At 73.6% G+C, this 26,030-nt stretch carries 21 protein-coding genes; 8 read left to right on the top strand and 13 right to left on the bottom strand.

Annotated elements, in window-relative coordinates:
• The first annotated feature begins 16 nt into the window (after positions 1 to 16).
• From IW256_RS33825 to IW256_RS33840, 4 genes are all read left to right on the top strand, one after another.
• Positions 17 to 1,186, top strand: a complete 1,170-nt coding sequence (locus tag IW256_RS33825) for an AAA family ATPase (protein WP_197014806.1) — start codon at positions 17 to 19, stop codon at positions 1,184 to 1,186.
• Positions 1,183 to 5,640, top strand: a complete 4,458-nt coding sequence (gene fxsT / locus IW256_RS33830; RefSeq protein WP_197014807.1) for an FxSxx-COOH system tetratricopeptide repeat protein — start codon at positions 1,183 to 1,185, stop codon at positions 5,638 to 5,640. Before IW256_RS33825 ends, fxsT begins: the two co-directional genes overlap by 4 nt.
• Before the next feature lie 128 nt (positions 5,641 to 5,768).
• Positions 5,769 to 6,839, top strand: coding sequence for an effector-associated domain 2-containing protein (locus IW256_RS33835; RefSeq protein ID WP_197014808.1), 1,071 nt, complete (start codon positions 5,769 to 5,771; stop codon positions 6,837 to 6,839).
• A 236-nt stretch (positions 6,840 to 7,075) separates the two neighbouring features.
• On the top strand, positions 7,076 to 8,758 hold the full coding sequence (locus tag IW256_RS33840) for a BCCT family transporter (RefSeq protein WP_307829276.1): 1,683 nt from the start codon (positions 7,076 to 7,078) through the stop codon (positions 8,756 to 8,758).
• Positions 8,759 to 8,783: 25 nt separating this feature from the next.
• Here IW256_RS33840 and IW256_RS33845 read toward each other — a convergent pair whose 3' ends face one another.
• Positions 8,784 to 9,194 (bottom strand): cupin domain-containing protein, encoded by a 411-nt coding sequence (locus tag IW256_RS33845; RefSeq protein ID WP_197014809.1) that lies wholly within the window; start codon positions 9,192 to 9,194, stop codon positions 8,784 to 8,786.
• Positions 9,195 to 9,433: 239 nt separating this feature from the next.
• Between IW256_RS33845 and IW256_RS33850 the strand changes: the two genes are divergently transcribed.
• On the top strand, positions 9,434 to 9,841 hold the full coding sequence (locus tag IW256_RS33850) for an ATP-binding protein (RefSeq protein WP_197014810.1): 408 nt from the start codon (positions 9,434 to 9,436) through the stop codon (positions 9,839 to 9,841).
• 206 nt (positions 9,842 to 10,047) lie between these two features.
• Here IW256_RS33850 and IW256_RS33855 read toward each other — a convergent pair whose 3' ends face one another.
• From IW256_RS33855 to IW256_RS33865, 3 genes are all read right to left on the bottom strand, one after another.
• Positions 10,048 to 10,818 carry a choice-of-anchor P family protein gene (locus IW256_RS33855; protein ID WP_197014811.1) on the bottom strand — a complete coding sequence of 257 codons (771 nt, stop codon included), beginning with the start codon at positions 10,816 to 10,818 and terminating at the stop codon, positions 10,048 to 10,050.
• A gap of 46 nt (positions 10,819 to 10,864) precedes the next feature.
• Positions 10,865 to 11,686 carry a L,D-transpeptidase family protein gene (locus IW256_RS33860; RefSeq protein WP_197014812.1) on the bottom strand — a complete coding sequence of 274 codons (822 nt, stop codon included), beginning with the start codon at positions 11,684 to 11,686 and terminating at the stop codon, positions 10,865 to 10,867.
• Positions 11,687 to 12,256: 570 nt separating this feature from the next.
• Positions 12,257 to 12,736 carry a MarR family winged helix-turn-helix transcriptional regulator gene (locus IW256_RS33865; protein ID WP_197014813.1) on the bottom strand — a complete coding sequence of 160 codons (480 nt, stop codon included), beginning with the start codon at positions 12,734 to 12,736 and terminating at the stop codon, positions 12,257 to 12,259.
• Positions 12,737 to 12,832: 96 nt separating this feature from the next.
• Between IW256_RS33865 and IW256_RS33870 the strand changes: the two genes are divergently transcribed.
• The gene (locus IW256_RS33870) at positions 12,833 to 14,164 is read left to right on the top strand and encodes a PP2C family protein-serine/threonine phosphatase (protein ID WP_197014814.1); all 1,332 of its coding nucleotides are present in this window, start codon (positions 12,833 to 12,835) and stop codon (positions 14,162 to 14,164) included.
• Positions 14,165 to 14,250: 86 nt separating this feature from the next.
• Here the strand turns inward: IW256_RS33870 and IW256_RS33875 are convergent, their stop codons facing one another.
• The 3 genes from IW256_RS33875 to IW256_RS33885 all read right to left on the bottom strand — a co-directional run bounded on the left by IW256_RS33875 (position 14,251) and on the right by IW256_RS33885 (position 16,840).
• Entirely contained in the window at positions 14,251 to 14,553 is a 303-nt protein-coding gene (locus IW256_RS33875; RefSeq protein WP_197014815.1) for a hypothetical protein, read from the bottom strand.
• Positions 14,554 to 14,861: 308 nt separating this feature from the next.
• Positions 14,862 to 15,365 (bottom strand): gamma-glutamylcyclotransferase family protein, encoded by a 504-nt coding sequence (locus tag IW256_RS33880; protein WP_197014816.1) that lies wholly within the window; start codon positions 15,363 to 15,365, stop codon positions 14,862 to 14,864.
• Positions 15,362 to 16,840, bottom strand: coding sequence for a pentapeptide repeat-containing protein (locus IW256_RS33885; RefSeq protein ID WP_197014817.1), 1,479 nt, complete (start codon positions 16,838 to 16,840; stop codon positions 15,362 to 15,364). The genes IW256_RS33880 and IW256_RS33885 overlap by 4 nt, the downstream gene beginning before the upstream one ends.
• A 406-nt stretch (positions 16,841 to 17,246) precedes the next feature.
• Between IW256_RS33885 and IW256_RS33890 the strand changes: the two genes are divergently transcribed.
• Positions 17,247 to 19,331, top strand: a complete 2,085-nt coding sequence (locus tag IW256_RS33890; RefSeq protein ID WP_197014818.1) for an RNA degradosome polyphosphate kinase — start codon at positions 17,247 to 17,249, stop codon at positions 19,329 to 19,331.
• Positions 19,324 to 20,229, top strand: coding sequence for an NUDIX hydrolase (locus IW256_RS33895; protein WP_197014819.1), 906 nt, complete (start codon positions 19,324 to 19,326; stop codon positions 20,227 to 20,229). The genes IW256_RS33890 and IW256_RS33895 overlap by 8 nt, the downstream gene beginning before the upstream one ends.
• 25 nt (positions 20,230 to 20,254) lie before the next feature.
• Here the strand turns inward: IW256_RS33895 and IW256_RS33900 are convergent, their stop codons facing one another.
• The 6 genes from IW256_RS33900 to IW256_RS33925 all read right to left on the bottom strand — a co-directional run bounded on the left by IW256_RS33900 (position 20,255) and on the right by IW256_RS33925 (position 26,020).
• The gene (locus IW256_RS33900) at positions 20,255 to 21,787 is read right to left on the bottom strand and encodes a CYTH and CHAD domain-containing protein (protein ID WP_197014820.1); all 1,533 of its coding nucleotides are present in this window, start codon (positions 21,785 to 21,787) and stop codon (positions 20,255 to 20,257) included.
• 134 nt (positions 21,788 to 21,921) lie between these two features.
• A complete protein-coding gene (locus IW256_RS33905; RefSeq protein WP_197014821.1) occupies positions 21,922 to 22,122 on the bottom strand; it encodes a hypothetical protein in 201 nt (66 codons plus the stop codon).
• Positions 22,123 to 22,250: 128 nt separating this feature from the next.
• Positions 22,251 to 23,015: an acetate uptake transporter family protein gene (locus IW256_RS33910; RefSeq protein ID WP_307829277.1), complete on the bottom strand. Its 765-nt coding sequence runs from the start codon at positions 23,013 to 23,015 to the stop codon at positions 22,251 to 22,253.
• A gap of 110 nt (positions 23,016 to 23,125) precedes the next feature.
• Entirely contained in the window at positions 23,126 to 24,580 is a 1,455-nt protein-coding gene (locus IW256_RS33915; RefSeq protein WP_197014823.1) for an MFS transporter, read from the bottom strand.
• 51 nt (positions 24,581 to 24,631) lie between these two features.
• Positions 24,632 to 25,153 (bottom strand): DUF5946 family protein, encoded by a 522-nt coding sequence (locus tag IW256_RS33920; RefSeq protein ID WP_269217967.1) that lies wholly within the window; start codon positions 25,151 to 25,153, stop codon positions 24,632 to 24,634.
• A gap of 120 nt (positions 25,154 to 25,273) precedes the next feature.
• Positions 25,274 to 26,020 (bottom strand): MBL fold metallo-hydrolase, encoded by a 747-nt coding sequence (locus IW256_RS33925; protein WP_231404045.1) that lies wholly within the window; start codon positions 26,018 to 26,020, stop codon positions 25,274 to 25,276.
• Between the last annotated feature and the right edge of the window lie 10 nt (positions 26,021 to 26,030).

Genomic DNA, 26,030 nt, shown 5'->3' on the forward strand with positions numbered 1-26,030 from the left:
ATCTCCGGAGGGCCGCATGGTGACAACTGACCCCGTACCCGAGGGCCCCGGGCCACGGGACGGTGACTGGCGCGTCTACCGTGGCGGCGGCGCACCGCACGACGGGATCGACCGGCTGCCGCCGCCCCCGCCGTGGCGGCGGTTCGGGCCCGGTGCCGGTACGGAGGCGCGGGAGGCGATCCGGCCGGCCGATCGCGAGCGCGCCGTCTCCTACCGCTCCGACCCGCGGGTGGTCGACAAGGTCAACGCGGCCCTGTACCTGCGGCGCCCGCTGCTGGTGACGGGGAAGCCCGGTGCCGGGAAGTCCACCCTGGCGTACAACATCGCCTACGAGCTGGGCCTCGAACCGATCCTGTACTGGCCGGTCTCCAGCCGTACCACCCTCCAGCAGGGGCTGTACGAGTACGACGCGATCGGCCGGGTGCACGAGACGAGCCTGCGCAGGAGCCGGACCGGCCCGGCGGCGCGGCCGGACACCGCCGGGGCCCCGCCGGACGAGCGGGAGGAGCCGGACGGGCCGGACGTGCCGGACGGGCCGGGCGGGCCGGGCGGGCCGGGCGGGCCGACGGAAGCGGCCGGTGCGGGCGAGGTGGACGGCACCGTGCCCGGCATCGGCCGGTACATCCGGCTGGGGCCGCTGGGGACCGCGCTGCTGCCCGGCGAACGGCCGCGCGTCCTGCTCATCGACGAGCTCGACAAGAGCGACATCGACCTGCCGAACGACCTGCTGAACGTGCTGGAGGAAGGCCGTTTCACCATCCCGGAGCTGGAGCGGCTGCCCGACGGCCCGCCCGTCGAGGTGATGACCGCCGACGACGGCGGGCGGGCGCCGATCAGCCGGGGGCGGGTGCGCTGCGCCGACTTCCCCATCGTGATCATCACCAGCAACGGCGAGCGCGAGTTCCCGCTGGCCTTCCTGCGCCGCTGCGTCCGGGTCGCGATCGAGCCGCCGACCGGGGAGCAGCTGGCCGACATCGTGGCGGCCCACCTCGGGGAGGAGGCCCGGACGTCGGGCCGCGCGCTCATCGCCGAGTTCCTCGACCGCCGGGCCCGCGGCGACCTGGCCACCGACCAGCTGCTCAACGCGATCTTCCTGGCGACCTCGGGTTCCCGGCCGCCCGAGAGCACGCTGCGCGAGCTGGTGGAGGCGCTCCTCCGGCCGCTGGACGTGACGGGCCCGGGATGATCGAGCGGCTGGTCGAGGCGCTGCGGGTCATGGACCCGCCGCCCTCGGCGGAAGAACTGGCGGACGCGCTGTGGCTCGCCCGGTGCCTCCCCTCGTCCGCCGACGCCGCCGAACCCCGGCGGGCCGGGACCGCAACGGGCATGAGCACGGGCCCGGACGCGGACGCGAAGGCGATCAGGCCGGCGGAACAGAGGAACGAGCCCGACCAGGCCGACGAGGCCGGCCGGCCCGCCGAGGACGGGCCCGACGAGGCGGGCCGGGACGGAGCGGCACCCGCGGCGACCGGCCCCCAGACCAGCGCCCCCGGCACACCACCCTCAGACGACACCGGCACCGGCAGGGACCTCGGCGCCGGTGGCGGCACCGGTGGCGGCACCGGTGATCCCGCCGTGGCGGACGAACCGGCACCCGTACCGGAGGCGGGGCTCTTCCTCAACGGCGACGGCACGACGGCGTCCTTCCCCGTCCGCAGCCCGACCCTGCCCGCCGTCCCGGGCGCGCTCAGGATCGCGCGGGCGCTCCGGCCGCTGCGGGTGTCCGCCCCGTCGCCGCTGCCCGGCCGGCTGGACGAGGAGCGCACCGCCCGGCGGTTCGCCGAGACCGGCATCTGGGAGCCGCTGCTGCGGCCGGCCACGGAACGGCGGTTCGAGCTGGTCCTCGTCGTGGACGTCGCGGCCTCCATGGCGGTGTGGCGGCACACGGCCGACGAGCTGCGGCTCCTGCTCGAACGGCTCGGGGCGTTCCGGGACGTGCGGGTCCGCTACCTGGACTCCGACGCCGCCCGGCTGACGCTCCGTACCGGCCCGGGACCAGACGCCGTGGCGGTACGGGGCGGGGACGAGCCGGGCGGTCCCGCGCACCGCCGGATCGTCCTGGTCGCCAGCGACTGCATCGGGGCGGCCTGGTGGGACGGGCGGGCCGCCGCGCTGCTGGAACGGTGGGGCCGCGCGGGACCCGTCGCGATCGTCCAGCCGCTCCCGCAGCGGCTCTGGCCCCGGTGCGGCGCGGCCACGGCGCAGGTGCGGCTCAGGGCTCCGGGGCCGGGCGTGCCCAACGCCCGCCTCGCGGCGCGGATGCGTGAGCGCGGCGCGGCCGTGCCGCCCGGTGTCGCCGTGCCGGTCATGGAACCGGCGCCGCGCTGGCTGGGCCCCTGGGCCGCCATGATCGCCGGGGCCGGGCACGAGATCGCGACGGCCGCGCTGTTCACCGGGCGGCCCGTCACCGAGGATCCCGTGACGGAGCCGCCGGCGGGGGAGCCGTCCCCGCTGGACCGGGTCCTGCGGTTCCGCGCGTCCGCGTCGCCGAAGGCGTTCGAGCTGGCCGGTTACCTGGCCGCGGCGCCGCTGCGGCTGCCGGTGATGAGGCTGGTGCAGCAGGCGATGCTGCCGCGTTCGACGCCCGCCCACCTCGCCGAGGTGTTCCTGGGCGGCCTGCTGCGCGTGGACGGGTCCGGCGCCGGCGCCGGCGCCGCTCCCGGCCCCGGCGCCGGGAGGCCGGATCCGTACGACATCGCCTACGACTTCCACGATGGTGTCCGGGACGTGCTGCTCGGCGGGCTGCGCCGCAACGAGGCGCTGCAGGTGCTGCGCGAGGTGTGGGACACGGTCCGCGACAGGCTGGGTTCCTCGCTCGACTTCCCGGCGTTGCTGGCGGCGGTCCGCCGGGACGCCGGGGTGCTGCCGCCCGACCAGCCGTTCGCCCAGGTGGCCGCGCGGGTCCTGCGGCGGCTCGGCGGGCGCTACGGCGAGATCGCCGAACGGCTCGCCGACGAGGCGTCCCGCCCCGTGCACGGCGGGCCCGTCGATGCGCGGGCGACCGGGAACGGCCAGGTCACGGCGCCGCCCGCGGATCCGGGCGCCGCCGTACCCGAGCCGCCCGGCGACGGCCCGGTCCGGGGCGGCGTGCCGCCGCGCGACGCCGCCTTCACCGGCCGGACCGGTCTTCTCGGCGAGATCGCGGAGAGGCTGCGCGGCGCCGTCACCGTCCTGCTGCCCCTGCCCGGTCACGCGCCCGGCGGCGAGGGCAGGACGCGGCTCGCCGCCGAGTACGTCCACACGCGTCCGCACGAGTACGGGCTCGTGTGGTGGATCCCGGCGGCCGGGACGGCGGCGGTACGGGCGTCGCTGGCCGCCCTGGCCCGGCGGCTGGGCACGCCGCGGAGCGATGACGCCGCCGTGACCGTGGACAACCTCCTGCGGGCGCTGCGGAACGGCGTCCCGCACGGCCGCTGGCTGCTCGTCTACGACGGCGCCGGCGATCCCGCGGACCTGCTGCCCCTGATGCCGCGCGCGTCGTCCTCGGGTGACGTCCTGGTCACCTCGCGGGACGCCCGATGGGCGGACGAGGCCACCGCCGTGGAGGTGGGCGCCTTCGAGCGACCGGAGAGCGTCGCGCTGCTCAGGCACAGGGTGCCGGGGCTGCCGGAGCCCGATGCCGACGGGCTCGCCGCACTGCTCGATGACCATCCGGGGGCCATTGACCAGGCCGGTCTGTGGCTGGCCTCCACCGGACGCGGCGCCGGCGAGTACATGAACCTCTTCACCGAGCGCGCCCGGGAAACGGCCGGACGGGAGCCGCCCGTCGCCCTCCCCGCTCCGTACGCCACGGCCCTGACCCTCACAGTGGAACGGCTCGGCGCTGAGAACCCGGCCGCGCGCGGTCTCCTCGGGCTCTGGTGCCACCTCGGTACGGCACCGGTCGCCGCCGCCTCGCTCGGGACGGCATCCGGGCAGGCCGGGGCGGGTGCGGGCGCCGACCTCGCCCGGCTCCTCGCGGACGAGGACGCCCTCGCAGCGGCGATGCGGGCCGTCGCTCGTGCCGGGCTGGGCCTCCTCTCCGGGGACCCCGACCGCGGCACCCTCGCCCTCCAGGTCTCCCCGTCGGCCGGGACGGTCGCGGCGTACGGCCTGCCGGTCCCGGCCCGCGCCCGCCTGCGGGACGCCGTCCACGGCGTCCTGGCCGCCGCGACCCCGGAGGCGGGACCGGAGGACGAGACGACCTGGGCGGCCAGGACGGCGATCACCCCGCACGTCATCCCCTCCGGGATCATCGACGCCGAGGGTGCCGAGGCGCGCGGTGTGGTCCTGGACCAGGCGCGTTTCCTGTACGCGACGGGCGACTTCGAGGGGTGTCGCGAGCTGGCGGCGGAGGCCATGGCGCGGTGGCGGTCCGGGCACGGCGAGGACGACGCGCTCGTGCTCGACATCGCCCGCGTCCTCGCGGAGGCGTTGCGCGCCCTCGGCCGCTTCGAGGAGGCCGCCCGGCTCGGCGAGGCGACCCTGGAACGGACCCGCCGCACGTACGGCCCGGACCATCCGAGCGTGCTCTTCGCCGCCGACGGCGTCGCCGCGGATCTGCGCTTCCAGGGCGACTTCCCCTCCGCGCACGAGCTGGACGAGAACACCTGGCGGCGCAGGGACCAGCGGTACGGCGGCGACCATCCGCACACCCTCGCCGCCGCCGGGGCCGTCGCCACCGACCTGTGCCTGCTCGGCAGGTTCCACGAGGCGCACGCCCTGGACACGGAGGCATGGGAACGGCTGCGCCGCCTCGACCCCGCGGACCGCGACCTCGCGGACCGAGACCTCGTCCGGGTCACCGTGCGGCTCGCCCGCGACCTGCACGGCCTCGGCCGGTACGAGGAGTCCCTGCGCACGGGAGGCGCGGTCCTCGAACGGGCGGCCGGGCTGCTCGGCGCCGACCACTCCCTCGTCCTGCGGGCGAGGGCCGGCCAGGCCGGGACGCTCCGCAAGGCGGGCCGTTTCGACGACGCCGCCCGCCTGGCGACCGAGACTTTGGAGGCGCACGTACGGCGGTTCGGCGCCGGTCACCCGGACACGCTGGCGGCCACCGTCACGGCGGCGCTGGCCCAGGCCGCCGCCGGATCCCCGCGAGCCGCCCGCGACCTGGCCGAACGGGCCTGGGCGGGCTACCGCCGGACGCTGGGCGACGACCACCCGTTCACCCGCGCGTGCGCCGTCGACCTCGCCATCGTGCTCCGCGCGGCCGGGGACGTCCAGGCCGCGCTGGAGGCGGACCGCACGGTCCTGGCGGCGCCGCGCCGGGGCGGCTGGATGGGCCCGGACCACTACTACTCGCTGTGCGGCGCGGTCGGCATGGCGAACGACCTCTACCTGCTGGGAGAACTGGAGGCCGCGCACGACCTGTCCACCCGTACCCGGGAACGCTTCCAGGCGCGCCACGGGCCGACCCATCCGTACACGCTGGCCTGCGCCCACAACCACGCGATGATCTGCCGGGCCCTCGGCGACCCCGGCGCTCCGTCCGGCGCCGCAGACCCGCCCGGGACCGGAGATTCGTCCGGCGCCGGAGCCCCGCCCGGGGCCGGGACGCCGGCCGCGCTCGGCGCGGTCCTCGGCGCGGACCACCCCGAGGTCCGGGCGGCGGCCGGCGGTGACCTGCTCGACTGCGACATCGAACCGCCCCCGCTGTGAACGCCCGCCCGAACCCGTCCCCGACCACGGCGTCCCCACCACGGCCCCCCCACCACAGTGCCCCCGACCACAGTGCCCCCGACCACAGTGCCTCCGACCACAGCCGCCCGCCCAGACCGAGGGTTGACATGTCAGGATCCGCTCGCGACGGATGGCATCCGTCGGGTCTCTGCTCACAGTTCCTCTGCGACGTCGCCTCGTTCGGCGACGCGAGTCGTACCGACGACGCCCGCACCTACGTGAGGAAGGGGCTGTACGACGGGTTGCGCACCAGCTTCGAGGCGGAGGGGATCCCCCTCGCCGAGTGCTACCACGAGGACCGCGGCGACGGCGTCATGGTGGTCGTCCCGCCGCGGATCGACCCGGCGCTGCTCATCACCTCCGTGGCGCAGCGGCTGCGCGCGGAGGTGCGCCGGCACAACGAGTTCTCCAGCCCGGCGGTGCGGATGCGGCTGCGGGTCGCCGTGCACACCGGGGACGTCCACTGGGACGGCGCCGGGCTGGTCGGCACGGCGGTGAACCACGCGTTCCGGATCCTGGACGCCGGCCCGTTCAAGGACCTGCTGCGCGCGTCGGGCGCCGACCTCGCCCTGATCGTCTCCCAGCGCGTCTACGACGACGTGGTCAGGCACGGCAGGGGGCTGCTGGACCGGCGCGACTACCGGCGGGTCGAGATCAAGGTGAAGGAGACCCACACCACCGCCTGGGTCACCCTGCCGGGCCGGGGCCTGCCGGACGGCCCTCCGGAGGAACCGGCGGAAGGGGAGACGAACGACCTCGCGCCGGCCGGATCCGGTGAGCAAGCGATGCTCCCGGCGGTCACCGGGGACGCCCTGGAGGAGTTCCTGGCGCGGATGCTGGAGGAGGACCCCGGGAAGGGCCCCGGCGCCTGGGGGTACGAGGGCGGCGCCCTGCCCAACGACGTCCTGTTCGAGCTGGTCGACCGGGCGCTGGACCTTTCCCAGATGGCCGGCGAGCGTACCCGGGAGCGGGTGGTGAGCGCCCTGCCCGTGGAGATCAGAAGCGTGATCCCGCGATCGTCCGACGCGCGCTCCGACACCTACGAGATCATCCGCACCTGTCTCGACTACCCCGGCGGCCTCCAGGCGCTCCTGCACGTCCTGCAAGGCTTCGCGGGCGAATCGCTGGCGCTCGCACGGTTCAAGCAGGCGATCGCCGGCCTCCTCTTCGGCCCCTGAACGCCCCGCTCGGGGAACTCCGCGTGGCGGACATGTCGCGATGAGTGGGGGCAGGTCTTGCCCGACGTCCGAACCGACCTCTAGGTTTACATGGCTATCCTGAAATTCTTTCAGAAGATGCCGGAGGAGCACTGGTGAAACCGGACGGGCGCGGAGGCGACGAGATCATGGGGACATCCCCGTCCGGGGGGCCGCGTGAGGCACGGCCACCCCGGACCGACTGGATCGTGTTCGGCGTGACGGCCGTCCTGACCCTCGCGTTCGTCGTCTGGGGCGGTGTCGCCACGGATTCGCTGGAGAGCGTCTCCACCTCGATGCTGAACGGAACGATGCACAACGCGGGCTGGGCGTTCGTGCTGGCCTCCTCGGGGTTCGTGGTCTTCGCGCTGTGGCTGGCGTTCAGCCGGTACGGCCGGATCACCCTCGGGAAGGAGGGCGAGACGCCCGAGTTCCGGACCGTGTCGTGGGTCGCCATGATGTTCAGCGCCGGAATGGGCATCGGCCTGATGTTCTACGGGGTGAACGAGCCGCTCACCCACTTCACCGAGCCCCCGCCCGGCACGCACGCGCCCACGGCGCCCGCCGCGGACCGGGTCGAGACCTCGATGGCGACCACGCTGTTCCACTGGACGCTGCACCCCTGGTCCATCTACGCGGTGGTGGGCCTGGCCATCGCCTACAGCTGCTTCCGCCGCGGCCGGTGCCAGTCGATCAGCGCGGTCTTCACCCCGCTGATCGGCGAACGGCACGCCAACGGCGGCGTCGGCAAGGTCATCGACATTCTGGCGATCTTCGCGACGCTGTTCGGCTCCGCCGCCTCGCTCGGCCTGGGCGCGCTGCAGATCGGCAGCGGGATGGAGGTGGCCGGCTGGTCGTCCGAGGTCGGCGAGGGCGTGCTGGTGATGATCATCGCCGTGCTGACCCTGGCGTTCGTCGCCTCCGCCGTCTCCGGCATCGCGGCCGGCATCCAGTGGCTCTCCAACATCAACATGGTGCTGGCGCTGGCGCTGCTGCTGTTCGTCTTCGTGGTCGGGCCGACCGTCCACATCCTGGACCTGCTGCCCACCTCGATCAGCGCGTTCATCGGCGACCTGCCCCAGATGGCCGGGCGCACCGAGGCCACCGGCGGCGAGGGCGTCGCCGGATGGCTGTCGGGCTGGACGGTCTTCTACTGGGCCTGGTGGATCTCCTGGACGCCGTTCGTCGGGATGTTCATCGCCCGGATCAGCCGGGGCCGGACCATCCGCCAGTTCGTCGGCGGCGTGATCCTGGTGCCGAGCGCGGTCAGCCTGGTCTGGTTCGCGGTGTTCGGCGGCGCCTCGACCCGGCTGGAGGCGGAGGGCGCCCGGCTGACCGACGAGGCGACGCCGGAGGGGCAGCTGTTCGCGGTCCTGCGCGAGTACCCGATCGTCGGTGTCACCACCCTGCTGGTCATGCTCCTGGTGGGCATCTTCTTCGTCTCCGGCGCGGACGCGGCCTCGATCGTCATGGGCACGCTGTCGCAGCGCGGCAGCATGGAGCCCACCCGTGCCGTGGTGATCGTCTGGGGCGTGCTCACCGGTGGTGTCGCCGCCGTCATGCTGCTGCTCGGCGGCGGCGGGGACGCGGCGCTCACCGGCCTGAAGAACCTCACCATCCTGGTGGCCGTCCCGTTCATGCTGGTGATGGTGGGCATGTGCGTGGCGCTGATGCGCGACCTGCGCAGGGACCCGCTGATCCTGCGCGGCGAACGCGGCGAGGCGGCCGTGGAGTCGGCGGTCATCACCGGCCACGAGCTCTACGACGGCGACTTCGAGCTCCGCGTCGTCCCGGCGAACGGCAACGGGAACGGCGGCGGCGCCGAAGCCACCGCCGCCGAAGACTCCGGCGCCGAAGACTCCGACGCGGGCGGTGAGAGCCGGGGCGAACTCGTCCCCTAGGGACACCCCGCGGAGCCAGGAAGGATCAGGAGTCCGCCGTGCCGGCGCCGAGCCCGTTCACGGGCCCGTCCTCGGCGTCCGGCACGGCGTACCCCGGGATCGAGGGCCAGCGCACCGTCAGGACGATCGACTCCTCCTCGGCGTACCAGGAGTGGTCCACCCCCGGACCCCACACGATGTAGTCGCCCTGCTTGCCCAGCAGGACGCTGCGGCCCCGCAGCTCGACCCGGAACCGGCCGCTGATCAGCACCAGCAGCGCGGTGCGCCGCTCGCCCGTGGCCCAGCGGGCCCGGCGGTCACCGGGGGGATGGGTGCCCCATTTGATCTCGACGTCGTCACTGTGCCGCAGATCACCGAGGGGCTTGAAGTGTCCCAGCAGCCAGCCGCGGTCACCGGCGGCGTCGATGGCGGCGTTCCCCACATACACGTTCTCCACGTCGGGGGACGCTAGCAGCCGCGCGCGCGAGGGCGGGACGAGCGGACGCGCGGCGGACGATTATCGAGGCAATAGGCCCAGGGTGGGCCCGTCATTGTTTTCCAGACCGGAACAGTGCCCGCGCCGAAGGTTTTCCTTTCCATGCGGAACGTCCACGACTCGGTCACATTGGCGCTGCGCTGTGTTTCTGCGGGAGCGCATCGGGAAGTCTTGATCTATCGACGGGGAATGGAGGTGCCATGGAGGTCGTGATCGAGATGACCTTGCCCCGGAACGCCGAGAGCGCGCCACTGGTGCGGCACACGCTGGACGCGTCGTTGCGGGGCTTGGGAGTCACCTCCGAGATTCGTGCCGAGATCGCGCTGGCCCTGGGTGAGGCGTGCGCGAACGTCATCCAGCACGCGGAATCCAGCCGGGAGTACGAGGTTCGCGCCCATATGAACGGGGTGAAGTGCGTCGTGGAGGTCATCGACGGAGGCTGTTCCGGTGACGCCGCGGTCTGGAAACGGGGAAGGCGGGCCCTCCCGGTGGCGGAGAGCGGCCGGGGGCTCCAGCTCATGAGAGCGTTCACCGAAGACCTGCAGATCATGGATCGCGCCGACAGGAACGGCGCGATCGTTCATTTCGAGAAGACTCTGGCGAGTTGACTCCCCGCGGCACGGCCGGCCGAACGGCGCGTCCCGCCTCCGGGCACCGTCCCGCCTCCGGGGGCCGTCCTGAATCCGGGAGCCGTCCCGCCTCCGGGAAGGTGCCCGGGAAGGTGCCCGGGAAGGTGTCCCCGACGCGTCAGGAGACCGGGCCGCGAAGGGGTCCGGTCTCCTGACGGTTCACATCGTGCCTCGCCGTTCCCGGGTCAGCCGGTGACGGCCAGGTCCCCTTCGATCGGGGTGGGCGCGGGGGCCGGGGCCGGGACGGAGGGCGCCTCCGGCCGCTTCACCGGCTGCCCGCAGGTGGCCGAGGCGGCCTTGAGGGTCTGGGAGCCCAGCGCGCCCAGCGGGAGGGTGGCCTCCAGGGCGGTGACGGACAGCCGCCCGTCCGGGAGCCGCCGCTGCCGGTTCAGGGTCAGCGACGCCTTCCCGGCGCCGGGGATCTCGATCGGGATGGTGGTGTTGGGCGGCGGCGCGGACAGCAGCCGCTTGCCCGCCACGTCCACGTTCACCAGCTGGGCGCTGCCCCGGCCGGCGTCGCACCTGGCCGAGATCACGTCGGCGCTCAGCCGCGCGACCGGCACCCGCAGCTTGGTGACCGTCGAGTCGGCCCGCTGGGAGGCGGCCCCGACGTCGGTGACGGCCGCGGTCAGCAGCCGGGGCTCGTTCGCGCGGGCCAGGTCCTTGCGGACCTCGGCGCCGCGGGACGACACCGCCGGGATGGGCGGGAGCGACACCGGCCCCATCAGGGCCAGGCCGTAGGCGGACCCCTGCGCCGATCCTGTGGGAGGGGCTGAGGGCGGCGCCGAGGGCGGGGCTGAGGGCTGGGCGAACGCGGCCGCGCTGGCGAACGCCGCCGGGCCGTCCGGCCCGGTGGCCATCGCCGGGAGGGCGGCCGCGGCCGTCACGAGAGCGGTGGCCGCGGCGAGCACGCCCGCCCCCGTCAGGGTCTTCCTGGAAGGCCCGCTGGTATGCATCTGGTCTCCTCTTTCGGGGTACGAGAGGCCGTCCGGCGCGTGCCGGTCAGCCCGTGATGAGCACGAGGGTTCCGAGCGGAACCCGGGACAGGGCCCGCAGCGCGTCCTCCGGCACGCGCACGCATCCGTGGCTGATCGCCCTGCCGAAGACCGACCGGTCGGGCCAGCCGTGCAGGGCGACCGTGCCGGGGCCGCCGCCGAAGGTGTCGAGGGTCGCCGAGTGGACGCCCAGCGGGATCAGCAACGGGCTCGGTTCGGGTCTGGCCGGTCGCAGCAGGGCCAGCAGGAACGTCCGCCCGGCCGGAGTGGGGGTTCGGGCACCGCCGACCGCCACGCTCCACCGGCCGACCGGCCGTCCGGACCTGTACAGCGCCAGCCGGCGGCGCGTCACGTCCACCCTGACCAGGTAGGGCGTGCGCGCGGTGCGGAGCCCGGCCTGCGCGGACGGGATCCAGCCGGTGGCGTGGTTGGGCTTGCTGGGCAGGAGCACCTGGTACCACCCGCCCGAGCGGTCCACCACCGGCACCCAGGTGGGGCTGCCCAGCTGGGTGGTGGGCAGCGTCGCGATGGGGCGGCCCCCGGGCGCGTCCAGGACCCGGGCGGGCGTGGACGGGTGCACGACGAGCCCGTCCGTGACGTACGTCGGCGTCAGGTCCCGGGGAGCGCCCCGCACGGTGGTGTGGGTGGTGCTCTCGGGCAGCCCGGCCGCCGGGGCGGGCGACGTCGCCGGCGATCCGCCGGCCGCCGCCGGGCGGGGCGGTGTGCCCCCGCAGCCCGCCGGCAGCGCCATCAGCGCCGCGAGCCCGGCCGCGGGCAGAATGCGCGTCCTGACCCGGCGGGTGACCGGGACGGAGCGGACACGGCGCATCAGGAAAGCCCCCCGTGATGTGATCGCATTCCATCATCCGGAATGCCATTGGCGGTCGTCGTCGAGCGGGATGCTAGCGCCGTACGGCCGGGCTATCTCAGAATTCACGGTGAACGGATGGGTTTCTTTGCCGGGACCCATTCGGCCGGGCAGAGATTGGTGTTGTTATACCCGAATCTGTCCGGGTGGGATTTCCGTGGCGACCACTAAAAGGTGTCATTACGTAAAATAAGGAAATCCTCGACATGAGGGAGATCTCGGTCGTACCGCCACCGGCTGGGGCGCCGTCCGGCCTGGCCAGGCGGGCGCGTTCCGGGTGGGCGGGTACATCCGCGGGGGCGGAGCGGGTCCGCCCGCCGGGTGTCGCGGTGGGTCACCGCTCCACGGCGGCGTGTGCGGGACGCGGGCGGCCTCCCGGGCGTACCGTCGCGGCCGGCATGGCCAACTGTGGGCTCTGTGTGTGCTCCGGGGCGAGCGCACGCTACATTTGCCAAATGGCAACGGTTTGTCGGGCGGGACGCGTCCTTTCGGGCGCCGTTCCCGGGTGGCGGGACGGAGAATCCGTCTCCGTCAGGCGGGCATGGAGAAGGAGGAGCCGCTCTTCCCGTCCGGTGTGCCGGAGGCCGCCTCATGGAACTGCGAGAGCCCCCACAGGAGGGCCGCGCGGGCGGGGGACGACATCGTGGAGAGGACGCGTGCCAGCTCTTCACGGCGGCGTAGCCGCAGCCGGTCGAGCAGGGCCTGGCCTTCCGCCGTCAGCCGTACCGTGACCTCGCGGCGGTCCCGCCCGGGATCGCGCATGAGCAGCCCGCCGGCCTCCAGCCGGTCGCACAGCCGGCTCGCCGAGGAGACCAGCGCGCCCAGCTCGGCGGCGAGGCTGCTGACGTTGACCGGGCCCCGCTCCAGCACGAACAGCGCTCGCAGCTGGGTGGCGGGGACCGGCACGTCAGGGCCGTTGTGAGCACGGGCCAACACGTTCATCAGGGTGGTGGCGGCCTCGTCGAGCGCGGCGGCCGACTCGGCGGCTCCCTGCTCCGGCATCGCGACCATACCCTCCACTGTTACACAACCGCGTCCGTCGCGGCATCTCAGCCCACCAAAGCTCGCCCGGGAATCGCCCAGGCGGCCGACCCCCGGCGAGGAAACATGCGATCGGCCCTGCTCCGAGACCTCGAGCACGCCCTCTGGAACGCCAAGCCGTACGAGCTGCTCGACACGGCCAGACAGGTGGTGCGGAGGCTGGTGGACGCCGCCGACGCGGAGGTCCTCCTGGCGGACTACCGGCAGTCGTTCCTCGTCCCGGCCCTGGGCGAAGGCGAGCCCGTCCGGATCGACAACACCTACGAGGGGCACGCCTACGCCGCGCAGCAGGTGGTGCAGGAGCAGGGCGCGCGGCCCGCGATCCATCTGCCGCTGACCGTCCACGGCGAACGGATCGGCGTGCTCAGCGTCCGGCTGCCGGAGCCCCGCCCGGACGGCGGTGTGGACGACGGTGTGGAGCCCGGCCCGGACGGCGGCGGGGAGTCCGGCGGTGTGGAGCCCCGCCCGGACGGCGGCCTGGACGGCGGCGGCCCGGAGTCCGGCGGCGGCCCGGAGTCCGGCGACGGCGGTGCGGAGCCCGGCGACGGCCTGAAGCCCGGCGGGCGGGACGCGCTGGAGGCCGCCGCCACCGTCCTGGCCCGCGCGTTGAGGATCGCCGACAGCAACACCGACCTCTACCGCCGGATCCGGCGCCGCAACCGGCTCACCCTCGCCGCCGAGATGCAGTGGGACCTGCTGCCGGGGCGGGCGTGCGAGACCGACGTGTTCCATCTGGCCGGGCAGCTCGAACCCGCCTACGCGGTCTGGGGCGACAACTTCGACTGGACCGTCGGGAAGGACCGGCTCACCCTGACGGTGAGCAACGGCATGGGGAACGGGACCGAGGCCGCCGCGCTGACCCACCTGGCGATCAGCGCGCTCCGCAACGCCCGGCGCTCGGGCGCCGACATCGCCGAGCAGGCCGCGCTCGCCGACCAGACCCTCTACGCCCACCACCGCGGCACCCGGCACGTCGCCACCCTGCTCCTGGACTTCGAGCTGGAGACCGGGCGGGTACGGGCGATCGACGCGGGATCGCCGAACATCTACCGGATGCGCGGCGGCGTCACGGAGGAACTCGATTTCGAGGCGCAGCTGCCGCTCGGGATGTTCGGGGACGCCCACTACACCACCGAGGAGTTCGTGGTGGAGCCCGGAGACCGCCTGGTCGTCGTGAGCGACGGGGTGCACACGGCGAAGTCGGCCACCGGGGAGCTGTACGGGGCGATCGCGCTTCTCCAGACCCTTCGCGACACCCGGCTGCAGAATCCCTCGGAGGCGGTCCGCACCTTTATCCGGCAGTTCATCGCCCACCATCAGGGTTCGGACCCATTGGACGACGCGGTGGTGGTGTGCCTTGACTGGACCGGGAAGACGCCCGTGACCGGAGACGCCTGAAGGACCGGTATCACCGGCCGTATCCCGGGTGTGATCGTTTAGTGATCGCCGGCGGGAACGGTTTTCCGGGGGCGGTGCCCCGGCGCTCAGGCGCTGCGCGCGGACCGCTGTTCCAGCCGCTTTCTCGCGGCGGCCTGGCGGGCCTTGTTGAGGCTTTCGCGGACGCGTGCGGCGCCCCTGAGCGCGGTGGCGGTGTCCTTGGTCCGGTGGGCGTATTCGGCCAGCACCTCGCCGACCGGTGGCGGGCTCCATTCCTCGCGGACGAGGATGGGCGGATCCGCCGCCACGGCCGGCGGGGTCGGCGACGTCGGAGTGCCCGGCGCGGGCACGAGCGCGAGATGCGTGCGGCAGTGCGGGCACTGCAACCCCGAATGGGAGTCTCTGCTCATACCACGAATGATTCCCCAAGGGTCTGACAATTCATCCGTGGTTATCGTCGAAAGGCTCCCGCGCCGGGTATCCGGGAGGTTAGGAAGAGGTATCGGAACCCGGGCCGAGGGTGCCCGCCTTGCCCGCCCCGCTCGCCACCGCGTGCCACTCCCGCTCGACCCGGACGAGGAATTCCGCGACCTCCGGCGGTATCCGGCCGGCCCGCGTCCGATCGGCGACGTCCTTCGGCAGTTCACCGCGAAGGCACTGGTCAGGGCGCCGGAGCGCGGGTTCCCGGCCGCCGCCGACGCCCTGCAGAATCCTGTCTTCAGCGCGAACTAATTTCCCTGTAGGCGCGGCGCCAGGCGCGGCAGTCATCGGCGAAGGCGGCCATCTCGTGCTCGGCGAAGTGGGCGGGGTCCCAGTCGCGGGGCTCGGTGGGGCCCAGCCAGACGTAGGCGCGCGCCAGGCCCGCGCCGCCCTCCAGCGAGAGCACGGCCGTCCCGTACGGGTCGCCCTCGAAGGCGTCCAGCAGCCGGTGCTCGGCGTCCGTGAGCCCGCTGATCAGGATCCCGTCGGCGATGCCGCCCGGGTCGGCGACCATGCCGGGATAGACCACGCCGGGCAGGGCCCGTACCCGCCAGCCCCGCGCGGAGGCGGGGGCCAGGCCGGGGACGCGACCCAGGAGGATCTCCAGGATCTCGGGAAAGCGCAGCGTGCCGTAGACGAAGAGGCCGTCCTGCCTGTCCTCGCTGTCCTGCCCGTGCTGCCTGTCCTCGCTGTGCTGTCCGTACTGTTCGTGCTGTTCGTGCTGTCCGTTCTGGTGGGTCATGGTCGGGGAGCGTACGTGGCGTCCGCGGGTGCCGGCTGGTAGGGGCGGAGGCGGACGGGGGCGGACGTGTGCTGGCCGTGCCGGGCCCAGGTCGCGCCGGCCGCCACGAGCACCATGAGCACCGCCAGGCAGGCCAGCATCCGGCCCGTCCGCAGCCCGTGGCCGCAGGTCAGCCAGGACAGGTGCAGCAGCCACCGGTTCCGGGCGCGGGGGTCGTCCCGGCGGCGGATCTCCCGCGCGCGGTAGCGGAAGTCGCGGGCCAGCTCCCGGTCGGCGGCGGCCGCCGCGAGCTGCTCGTACAGCGTCTGGAGGCCCTGGCGGGAGCCCGCCAGCTCCTCCGCGAGCACGGTGCGGCCGCGCACCCGCCGGCCCGGCCGGGACGGCGTCGGCGTCCGGGCCCGCCACCGCGGCCGGCGGCGCGGCCGGCGCGGGACGGTCGCGAACGAGCAGTGCCCGGTGAGCCGCAGGCCGCCGGGGTGGACCAGCCCGCTGAAGCGGCACCGGCTGAGGTCCATGCCGGCCAGTTCCAGCCTCGGCGCGCTCGTCCCGCTCAGGGAGAGCACCCGCGCGGTGCCGGGCGCGGTGCCCGGCTCGGTCAGGTGCTGGAACGGGCGCGACAGGGACCGTACGGTCACGTCCGCGCCGAAGACCGAGTCCTCCAGGTCCAGCTCCGCGTGCCGCAGCCGGAAGTCCGCGGGGCCCCGTACCACCGTCCGGTTCGCGGCCAGGTGCCGCGCCGCGGCGTCGACGCGCAGCCCGCCGTGCGCGGTGGCGTGGGTGAGGACGAGCCGTCCCCCGGCGGCCATCGGCCCCAGCCACAGGTCGCGCCGGAAGCGCGCGCGTTCGAAGCGGGCGTGCCGGGTCACCTGGACGCGCCGGAACGAGACGTCCCCGCCGAACCGCGTCGCCTGCAGCACCGCGTCGCGGCCGAAGCGCGCGCGGTCGAAGGCCGCCGCCCCCGCGAAGACGGCCCGGGTGAACGAGGCGTCCGCGCCCCAGGCCGTCTCGCCGAACAGGGCGTCCCCGGCGAAGACGGCCTCGTCGAAGGCCGCGTGGCGCCGGAAGCGCGCCCCGTGGAACGAGGCGTTGCCGCCGAAGCGGACCCCGCGGAACGAGACGTTCCCCAGGAACCGCGCGGCGAAGAACGAGACGGCGCCGGCGAAGCGCGCGCCGTCGAAGGAGCAGTCGCCCTCGAAGCACGCCCGGCTCAGCGACGCGCAGGGCGGCAGCACCGCGCCCTCGAACCGGCTCCGTCCCAGGTGGGGGTGCCCGTCGGGGCCGGTCACCGCTTCCAGCAGGGTGGTCAGCACCCGTTCGGGCACGGTGACGCCCCGCAGGTCGAGGTCGGCTCCCGGGCGCAGCCCGGCCATGAGGTCGGCGAGTTCGTCCGGGGTGAGATGGCCGAGGCAGCCGGGATAGGGGGCGAAGGATCGTTCCGCGCAACCGGACACCGCGCAGTCCGGCCAGGGCGCCATGAGCATGAGTACAGGTGACCGGGAGGGCTTGTGAGGGCTCACGTCCTTCTTGTACCCCCGGCACGGCCCGCTGTACGGGCAGATGTGCACAGAGTTCGGTAAACGGCACAGGCCGGTCAGAGACGGGACGGGCCGGGATGGGCCGGACGGGCCGGACCGGGCGGGAGCCGCGGAGCCGGGGAGCCGGGCCGCGCCCGAGGGCCGGGCGGACGCTCCGCGGGCTCCGCCGCCGGTCAGAGGCGGTACGGGGCGGCCGGGGCACGGCGGCACGGAGTGCCTGAACTAGGGGAAAACCGGAGTGATCTGGGGGAACCGCGGGCATGATCCAGCTATCTGACTCATGTCTGAAACGTCTGCAACCTCGTTGTTCGACTGCTGTTCATCTTGACCAGGGACTATTACCACCATGAGCGTCACTCCAGGACATATCCCTCACGGTGCGGAAGCGCTGCCCGACGACCGGTTCCTGGATCGCGAGGAGAGCTGGCTGCGGTTCAACCAGCGCGTCCTGGAACTCGCCGAGGATGCCCGGCTGCCCCTGCTGGAACGGGTGCGGTTCCTGTCGATCTTCGCCACCAACCTGGACGAGTTCTTCATGGTGCGGGTCGCCGGGCTGACCCGCCGCATGGCCACCGGCCTGGCCGTCCAGTCCGCCAGCGGCCGGCAGCCGCGCGAGGTGCTGGAACGTACCGCCACCGTGGCGCGCGAGCTGATGCTGCGGCACGCCGCCTGCTTCCGCGACGACCTGTGCCCGTCGCTGGCCAAGGAGCACATCGAGCTGCTCCGCTGGGACCAGCTGGCCGAGACCGAGCAGGAGCGGATGCGCCGGTTCTTCCGCGACCGGATCTACCCGGTGCTGACCCCGCTGGTGGTCGACTCCGCGCACCCGTTCCCCTACATCTCCGGGCTGTCGCTCAACCTCGCGGTGATCGTCCGCGACCCGCAGACCGACGCCACCATGTTCGCCCGCGTGAAGGTGCCGCCGGTGCTGCCCCGCTTCCTGGAGGCGTCGCCGGACCGGTTCACCCCGCTGGAGGACGTGATCGCGGCGCACCTCGGCCAGCTGTTCGTGGGCATGGAGGTGGTCGAGCACCACGCGTTCCGGGTCACCCGCAACCAGGACCTGGAGATCGACGAGGACATCAGTGAGGGCCTGCTCCAGGCCCTGGAGCGCGAGCTGCTGCGCCGCCGCTTCGGCCCGGTGGTCCGGCTGGAGGTGGAGGACTCGATCTCCGAAGGGGTGCTGGATCTGCTCACCGAGGAGCTGTCCATCGACGAGCGGCAGATCTTCCGGCTGGACGGCCCGCTCGACCTGGCCGGGATGGCGGCCATCGCCGACCTGGACCGGCCGGAGCTCAAGTACCCCCCGTTCGTCCCGTCGAAGGAGGCGCTGCCGGCGGACGCCGACCTGTTCGCCGCCATCCGCGAACGCGACGTGCTGGTCCACCACCCCTACGACTCGTTCACCACGACCGTCCAGCGGCTCATCGAGGACGCCGCCGACGACCCGAAGGTCCTGGCGATCAAGCAGACCCTCTACCGCACCAGCGGCGACTCGCCGATCGTGGACGCCCTGGTCGGCGCCGCCGCGGCAGGCAAGCAGGTGGTGGTGGTCGTCGAGCTCAAGGCGCGCTTCGACGAGCGCGCCAACATCGCCTGGGCGCGCAAGCTGGAGAAGGCCGGCTGCCACGTGGTGTACGGGTTCGTCGGGCTGAAGACGCACTGCAAGCTCGCCCTCGTCGTCCGCCAGGAGGCCGACGGGGTGCTGCGCCGCTACTGCCACATCGGCACCGGCAACTACCACCCCAAGACGGCCCGGCTCTACGAGGACTTCGGCCTCCTGACCGCCGACCCCCACGTCGGCGAGGACGTCAGCGCCCTGTTCAACCACCTGACCGGCTACTCCCGGCAGAACGACTACAAGCGCCTGCTGGTCGCGCCGCAGAGCCTGCGGCCCGGCCTCGTCCGGCGGATCGAGCGGGAGATCGAGCACGCGGAGGCGGGCCGGTCGGCCCGCGTGCGGTTCAAGTGCAACTCGGTCGTGGACGAGGTGGTCATCGACGCGCTGTACCGGGCCTCCCGGGCGGGCGTCCCGGTGGACATCTGGGTGCGCGGGATCTGCGCGCTGCGTCCGGGCGTCCCCGGCCTGTCGGAGAACATCCGGGTGCGCAGCGTGCTCGGCCGCTTCCTGGAGCACTCCCGCGTGTTCGCGTTCGAGAACGGCGGTGATCCCGAGGTCTGGCTGGGTAGTGCGGACCTCATGCACCGCAACCTGGACCGCCGCGTGGAGGCGCTGGTCACCGTGACCGACCGCGGCCACCGGACCGACCTGCTGGAACTGCTCGACCGCGCGATGGACGACGGGACCGACGCGTGGTGGCTGGAGGGCGACGGCACCTGGATCCGCCGTTCCGCCATGACCGCCGAGCCGTTGCTGGACATTCAGACCCACCTGGTGAAGAGCAGGCGTTGGAGGACGGTCGATGGCTGACGGCGAGCCGATCCGGGCGGCCGGGGCGCTCCTGTGGCGGGACGGCCGCGACCCCGGTTCCCCCGAGGTGGCGCTGGTCCATCGCCCCAAGTACGACGACTGGTCGTTCCCCAAGGGCAAGGCCAAGGCCGGTGAGCACGTGCTGCGCGCGGTCGTCCGGGAGGTCTCCGAGGAGACCGGGTTCGCGCCGCGGCTCGGCCGCCGCCTGCCCTCGGTCGGCTACCTCAAGGACGACCGGCCCAAACGGGTCGACTACTGGGCGGCCCGCTGCGTCGGCTCCGCCCCCGGCCACGCCGTGCCGAACGACGAGGTCGACCGGCTCGACTGGCTGCCGGTCGCCGAGGCCGAGCGGCGCCTGACCTACTCCCACGACGTCGACCTGCTGCGCGAGTTCGGCACGGGACCGCTCCACACCTGGCCGCTGGTGATCCTGCGGCACGCCACCGCCGGCGAGAAGCGGCTGTGGAAGGAACCGGACGAGCTGCGCCCGCTCGACGCCCGGGGCCGTGCCGACGCGGTCGCGCTGGCCGGGCTGCTGGCCGGGTACGGCCCGGCCCGCCCGATCAGCTCGGCCACCGCCCGCTGCCTGGACACGGTCCTGCCGTACGCCCGGCGCACCGGCGCCGTCGTCGTGACCGACCCGGCGTTCACCCTCGGTGAGACCGGCGCCGAACGGGCCTGCGACCGCCTCCTGGAGCTGGCCGGCGACGGCGTCCCCGCCCTCGTGTGCACGCACGGCGAGATCGTCTCCGACCTGATCACCGGGCTGTGCCGGCGGCTGGGCGAGAAGGTCCCCGACGAGCCGTCCCTGCGCAAGGGCGCGTTCTGGACGGCTCACCTGTCCGGCGGCGAGCAGGGCGTCCCGTCCATAGCCGCCCTGGAACGCCACGCACCCTAGCCGGGCCGGCCTGGCGGCGTGCGTCTCAGGGAGCCTGGAAGGACGGGGGAGGGATCTCGGCCCAGGTCCCTTCCAGGCGTTCCAGCGCGGCCTCGGCCTCGCACCGCTCGATCCCGGAGAGGACCCCGAGGGTGAACGCCTCGCGGGTGTCGCGGGCCCGCGCCGCCGCCTCCTTCAGGTGCGCGGCGGCGATCACGCCGTCCTGGTAGCCGCCGAGGACCTCCTGGAGGCGCTTGGCGTTGCCGACGACCGCCTTCGCGGGCTCGCCGAGGACCGGAACCGCCACCTCCGCCGCGTACCGGGCCCGCTTGGCGTCCTTGCGGGTGTCGTGCCGGGCCAGATCGGCGTCCTCGGCGTGCCCGATCGACGCGTAGGTGGCGGCCAGACGCGCCCAGGCCCGTTCCACCAGGCGCGGCAGCTCGGTGGCCGCGTCGCGCCCGGCCCTGCCCTTCAGGGGCGGGTCGGCGACCAGGGCTTCGAGCGCGTCCAGGAGCGCGTAGTAGCGGGGTTCCTTCAGCGTGGCGTTGAGCCTGCGGTACGCGGCGCGTTCCTGGCGGGCCAGCTCCTCCAGCCAGGCCGGTTCGCCGATGTCGTCCAGCGCGGCGACCCGGTCGGTGAAGCGCATCCGCAGCACCTCCAGGTCGCGGACCTCGCCCAGCGCCGCCGCCAGCCACTTCAGCTCCGCGCGCAGCGGATCGGTCCGCGTCCGGTCCAGGACGGGCCGGTAGCTCTGCAGCACGCTGCGGATCCTCCTGGTGGCGACCCGCATCCGGTGGACGGCGTCGTACTCGGCCAGGCGCGCCTTGGGGTCGAAGGCCAGCACCGCCTCCAGCTGCGCGGCGAGGTAGGCCGTCACCGCCTCGCCCGCCGTCGGCGTCCCGCCGGTCGCCGCGCGCGCCCGCTGGACGATCTCCCTGGTGGTGGGCCGCGCGATGTCGCCGTCCAGCAGCCGGCCCAGCTTGGACGACGAGGCGGCCTCCCGCGCCCCGGCCTTGCGCAGCCGCTTGCCCGCGGCCTTCAGCAGGTCGCGCGCCCCGGCGGCCAGCTCGACCTCGATCTCGCGCCAGGCGTCGCCGCCCTCACCGAGCAGCACCCGTCCCGTCACGGCGTCGTCGGCGACCTCGGCGAGCACCGCGCCCGACCCGTCCAGCAGCCGGATCACCGTACGGTCGGTCTCCAGGGTCGCCACCGGCCGCAGGCTCCCGCCGCGCGTGTACGCCGCGACCAGCGACGCCAGCCGCGCGGGCACGACCTGGGCCCGTCCCAGGGGCGCGCGCAGCTCGTTCTTGCTGTCGGGCCCCGCGGGGATCTTCAGGTGCCATCCCGCGTCCGACCCGCCGCGCCGCCGGCGCAGCGTGATCCCGTGGGCGGCCAGCCGCAGGTCCTCGGTGTCGAAGTACGTGGCGTGCAGGTGGTGGATCTCGGGGGTGTCCACGGCGGCCACCCCGGGCAGCGCGGTCAGTTCCGGGACCACGAAGTCGGCGGCCGCGTCGTATTTGCGCTCGATCTCCACGTGCTTCACGGCCACGATCCGGTCCCCAATCGACGTGCTGGACATCACACCTGTACGGCCAGCATTACACGTCGGGGCGAACGGATACAGACAGGTGGGCGGCGGGGAGGGGCCTGCCCGCCGTGCCGGGGGAGAGGGACCTGCTCGGGAGAGGCGCGGCTACGGTGAGGCGGCGGGGGTCAGGGCATCGCGTGCGCGACGCGCAGATGCTCGCGCAGCGAGGTCAGCTCGAGCAGCGCCTCGTGGCAGCGCTCGCAGATCCACACTCCGGCGGGCGCCGTGAGCTCGCGCGCGGCCGCGTCGTCGCGGGCACAGGCCAGGGCGTAGGTGAGGACGGCCCGCCGCCATGCTCTCCGGCAGTACCCGATCACCGATGACATCGATTGCTCCTTCCGGACGCCGCATTCGGCACAGGATAGGCCAACTATAGACAAACCGGACACGGTCCCGTCGTGACGGGACCGTGTCCGGTGTCGTTCCGTCGGCTAGGCCGCGGCGTGCGTCCGGTTCACTGGCCGATCTTCACGCCCGGCTGGCCGTACCGGTACTCCAGCGGCCGGGACACCTTGCGGCGGCCCATGGCCCTGGCTTCGGCGCGGTACTTGCCGACCGGCAGGATCGTGCGGCCGAAGCTGTTCTCGAACATCAGGGCCGCGGCCGTGTAGAGGGCGATCACAGCGGCGATCACGAACATCCAGCCGCCGACCCGCAGCGGCCAGGTCGTCCCCGCCCAGAAGCCCGCGGCGGTGAACGCCGAGCCCAGGGTGAGGATGGCGAGCGTCGCCGCCATGCCCAGGTTCTGGCCCAGTGCGGCGATCGCGGACAGGCCGGTGATCGCCGTCAGCACCACGAACCAGAACGCGAAGGCCGGGGCCGCCACCCCGATCACCGGTAGCTGCGCCGCGGGGATCCCGCCCAGGCCGAGCAGCAGGAACAGCAGTCCCCACCCCAGCCAGAACGCGCCCCACGTGCCGTGCACCGCGGTGGCCAGCCCGTCCCGCGCCCGGTAGGACCACATGCCCGCCAGCAGCTGGGCCAGCCCGCCGAACGTCAGGACGAACGGGAACAGGGCCAGCGGCGTGACCGCGGTGCCGTACCAGCCCGCGTGCCAGGCCCCCACCATCAAGGTGGCTCCCGCGAGTCCGAACAGTCCCAGGATGGAGGGCGCCGCGACCGGCTGCAGGAAGACCCGCGTCCTGTCCTCCCAGATCGCGTATTCCTGCTCCCCCCGTGCGCGTTCTTCCGGAATGCGCCCGGTCCCCCTCGGTGTCACGGGTTCTCTTCGCTCCGTCATGGCTTCCCCCTTGGAGACTGAGTCCCTAATTTCGCCCTTTACCGCGATTGAGCAGGACAAACCCACCATTCGGTCTTGCAATACCCATCTCAGTCACCGGACGGCACGACCCCGGCACGGGCCGTACGGCGTTCCGACTCCACGGCCGAGGCCACGTCCCGCGGGTAGGAGCGGCGGGCCCGCATGAGGAGCAGCCCGTTCACCAGCAGCGGCAGAAGGCCCAGCAGGAACACGCGGTCCAGCCCGGTGGCGGTGTCCGGGGCGGTCCCGGAGGCCAGCAGCACCGACAGCCACCCGAAGAGCACCGGCGCCGTCGCCTCGCCCGTCATGCGCAGGATCGTCCGGACGCCCTCCGCGCGGCCCCGCAGCCGGGAGTGGACGACGTCCAGCCGCACGGCGTCCAGCGGCGGGTTGGCCGCGGCCAGCGCCGCCGCGGCCAGCGTGAACAGCGGCAGCGCCACCGCGGGCTCCCGGGTGAGGAGGCCGGGCACGAACAGCAGGGCCGACACCGCGTAGCCGATCCCGGGCACGACGATCCGCGCGGTGAGGAACCCGCGTCCCATCAGCCGGTCGGCCAGCCGGCCGCCGGCGAGCACCCCGGCCAGGCTGCCCAGCCCCACCAGCGGGATGAAGAGGCTCAGCTCGACCTGCCCGACGCCGTAGCGGTGCTGGACGAAGAACAGCGCGAACGTGCGGAGCCCGGCGAAGAAGAAGTAGCCGAGCGTCGAGGCGATGATGATGATCACGTTCGTGGGGATGCGGAGCACGTAGACGATCGCCTGCCACAGCGACATCCGGCCGGGGTCCTCGTGGAGGACGGTCTCCGGCCGCGGCTCGACGCCCAGGTCCCGTACCGCCCGCCGGGCCGGTTCCGTCCCGGCCGCCGCCCCGGCCGTCCCGGCCTCGCCGGCCGGGCGCTCCTGGGCGCCGCGCTCGGGCTCGGGCAGCATCCGCCAGACGGCCACGGCCAGCCCGAGCCCCAGCGCCGCCACGAACCAGAACGACACCCGCCAGTTCAGGGCCGCGGCGATGTCGGTCCCCACGAGCAGCCCGAACCCGACCCCGAGCAGTTCACCGGCCAGCACCCGCCCGTAGATCGCCGCCCTCTCCTCGGGCGGGAACAGGTCACCGATCAGCGAGGCCACCGTGGGCCCGGCCGTGGCCGTGACGGCGCCCAGGGCCACCCGGGACGCCAGCAGCCACGCGTACGAGTCGGCCAGGCCACCCATGATCATGGCCACGCTCCACAACACGATGCTCCCGGCCAGCAGCGGCACCCGGGGCACCCGGTCGGCCAGCTGCCCGACCGGAAGGGTGGCGACCGCGCCCACCGCCGCCGGAACCGCCGTGAGGATCCCGACCTGCGTGTTGCCGATGTTGAGCGAGTGCCGCAACTCCCCGACGATCGCCCCGATCACTCCGACGTCGGCGGAGTTGAGGGCCAGCACGCCCGCCAGCAACAGGACCAGGCGGGCCTGGCGTGCCCCGCCGAGCCGGCGTATCAGAGCGTCCCGCGCTCGTGACCAGGGTCGTGCCGCTGTCACACCAATCCCGAATACCCGCAGATCGGGGCCGCCACCGGTGCCCGCCGCAGGTCAGCGCGGAGAGCGGTGAGCGCCCGGGTTCGGGCATGTTCCCGGGTTCCGCGAGCACCAGGCGGTGATGATGTCCGACGCCCAGGCGGTGATGCGCTCAGGGAAGCCGTCCGCCGGGAACGTCCCGTCCTGGCCGACGTCGTGGATGGTGACGCCGAAGTCCGTGGGCGACGGCGCGAGGTGCGGTTCCGGGGCACCGGTGTCGATCTCGGGGAGTTGAAGGCCGCGGCTTCGATGGCTGTTGGAGCGGCGGGCCCGTCCGATGAGCCGGGTGACCGCAGTGAGACCTTCGTCCAGGTAGGTGTGCAGCATCAGGCAGGGGAAGGCCGGAGCGTTCCTGGGCAGGCGGCTGGGGTGCTGGAGGAGGAAGCAGGAGACCGTGATCCCGTGCAAAGGCCCCCAGGGCGGGCGCCGGGAGTGGTCGAGCGCGAGCACGGCCCCGAAGAGCTCCTCGCACGGTTGAGGCAGGGCGGGACCCCCGCATTCAGGGCAGCACGTCACAGGCACCCCACCCCCTTTCATGATCCCCGAGGCCCCGGCCTGTACCAAGAAGAACGTCGCGAACGTAATGCCTCCACCCACTGGAGGGTCAACCCCAGCGCCCCGCAAGCGCGTCCCCGTCCGTGCGAGATGGCGGGGTGGCTAGGGTTTCCCGAGCGTGACGGTGAGGTCTTCTTCGGCCGCCAGCACTTCTTCGCCGAAGCGGGCGGACGCTGCGGCGAGTGAGGCCGTCCGATCGTTGCCGGGCCAGAAGTGGGTGAGCATGAGCCTGCGGGCGCCCGCCTGCCGGGCCCAGTGGCCGGCTTCGGCGGAGGTCATCAGGTTGCGTGTGGCCCGCCGCGTCTCGCCGGGTCGATCGGTGGCCTCGATGATGAACAGGTCGGCGTCACGGCCGAGTTCGGCCAGCAGCGGGTCCGGGCCGGTGTCCCCGGAATAGGCCAGTGCGATCTCGCCGGCCTGGAGGCGGATCCCCGCATTGGGCACGTAGTGCGGGAGCGGCAGGCCGGTCAGCTTGAACGGCCCGACCTGGTAGGTGCCGGGCAGGGGATGTACCTCGAAGACCGCGTTCAGATCGACGTCGGGTTCCAGACCCTGGAGCCTGTCGAGTACGCCTGGCGGGCAGTACAGCGGCAGCCGTGGTCCGCCGGGGCGGCCATAGAGCCTCATCCGGAACAGTGCGTGGAGGTCGATGCAGTGATCCGGGTGCTCGTGGGTGATGGCGACCGCGTCCAGGGCGCCGTCCGGCCAGTGCGCGAGGAGCCGCGGGAACGTGGCGTAGCCGAGGTCCAGCACCAAGCGGTAGCCGTCCCAGTCCACCGCGAACCCGCTGCACGCCCGGCCCGGCTCTGGAAACGCGCCACAACCGCCGAGCACGGTGATCTGTCGCATCCGCCCAGCA

The sequence above is a fragment of the Actinomadura viridis genome (assembly GCF_015751755.1).
Lineage (GTDB): Bacteria > Actinomycetota > Actinomycetes > Streptosporangiales > Streptosporangiaceae > Spirillospora > Spirillospora viridis.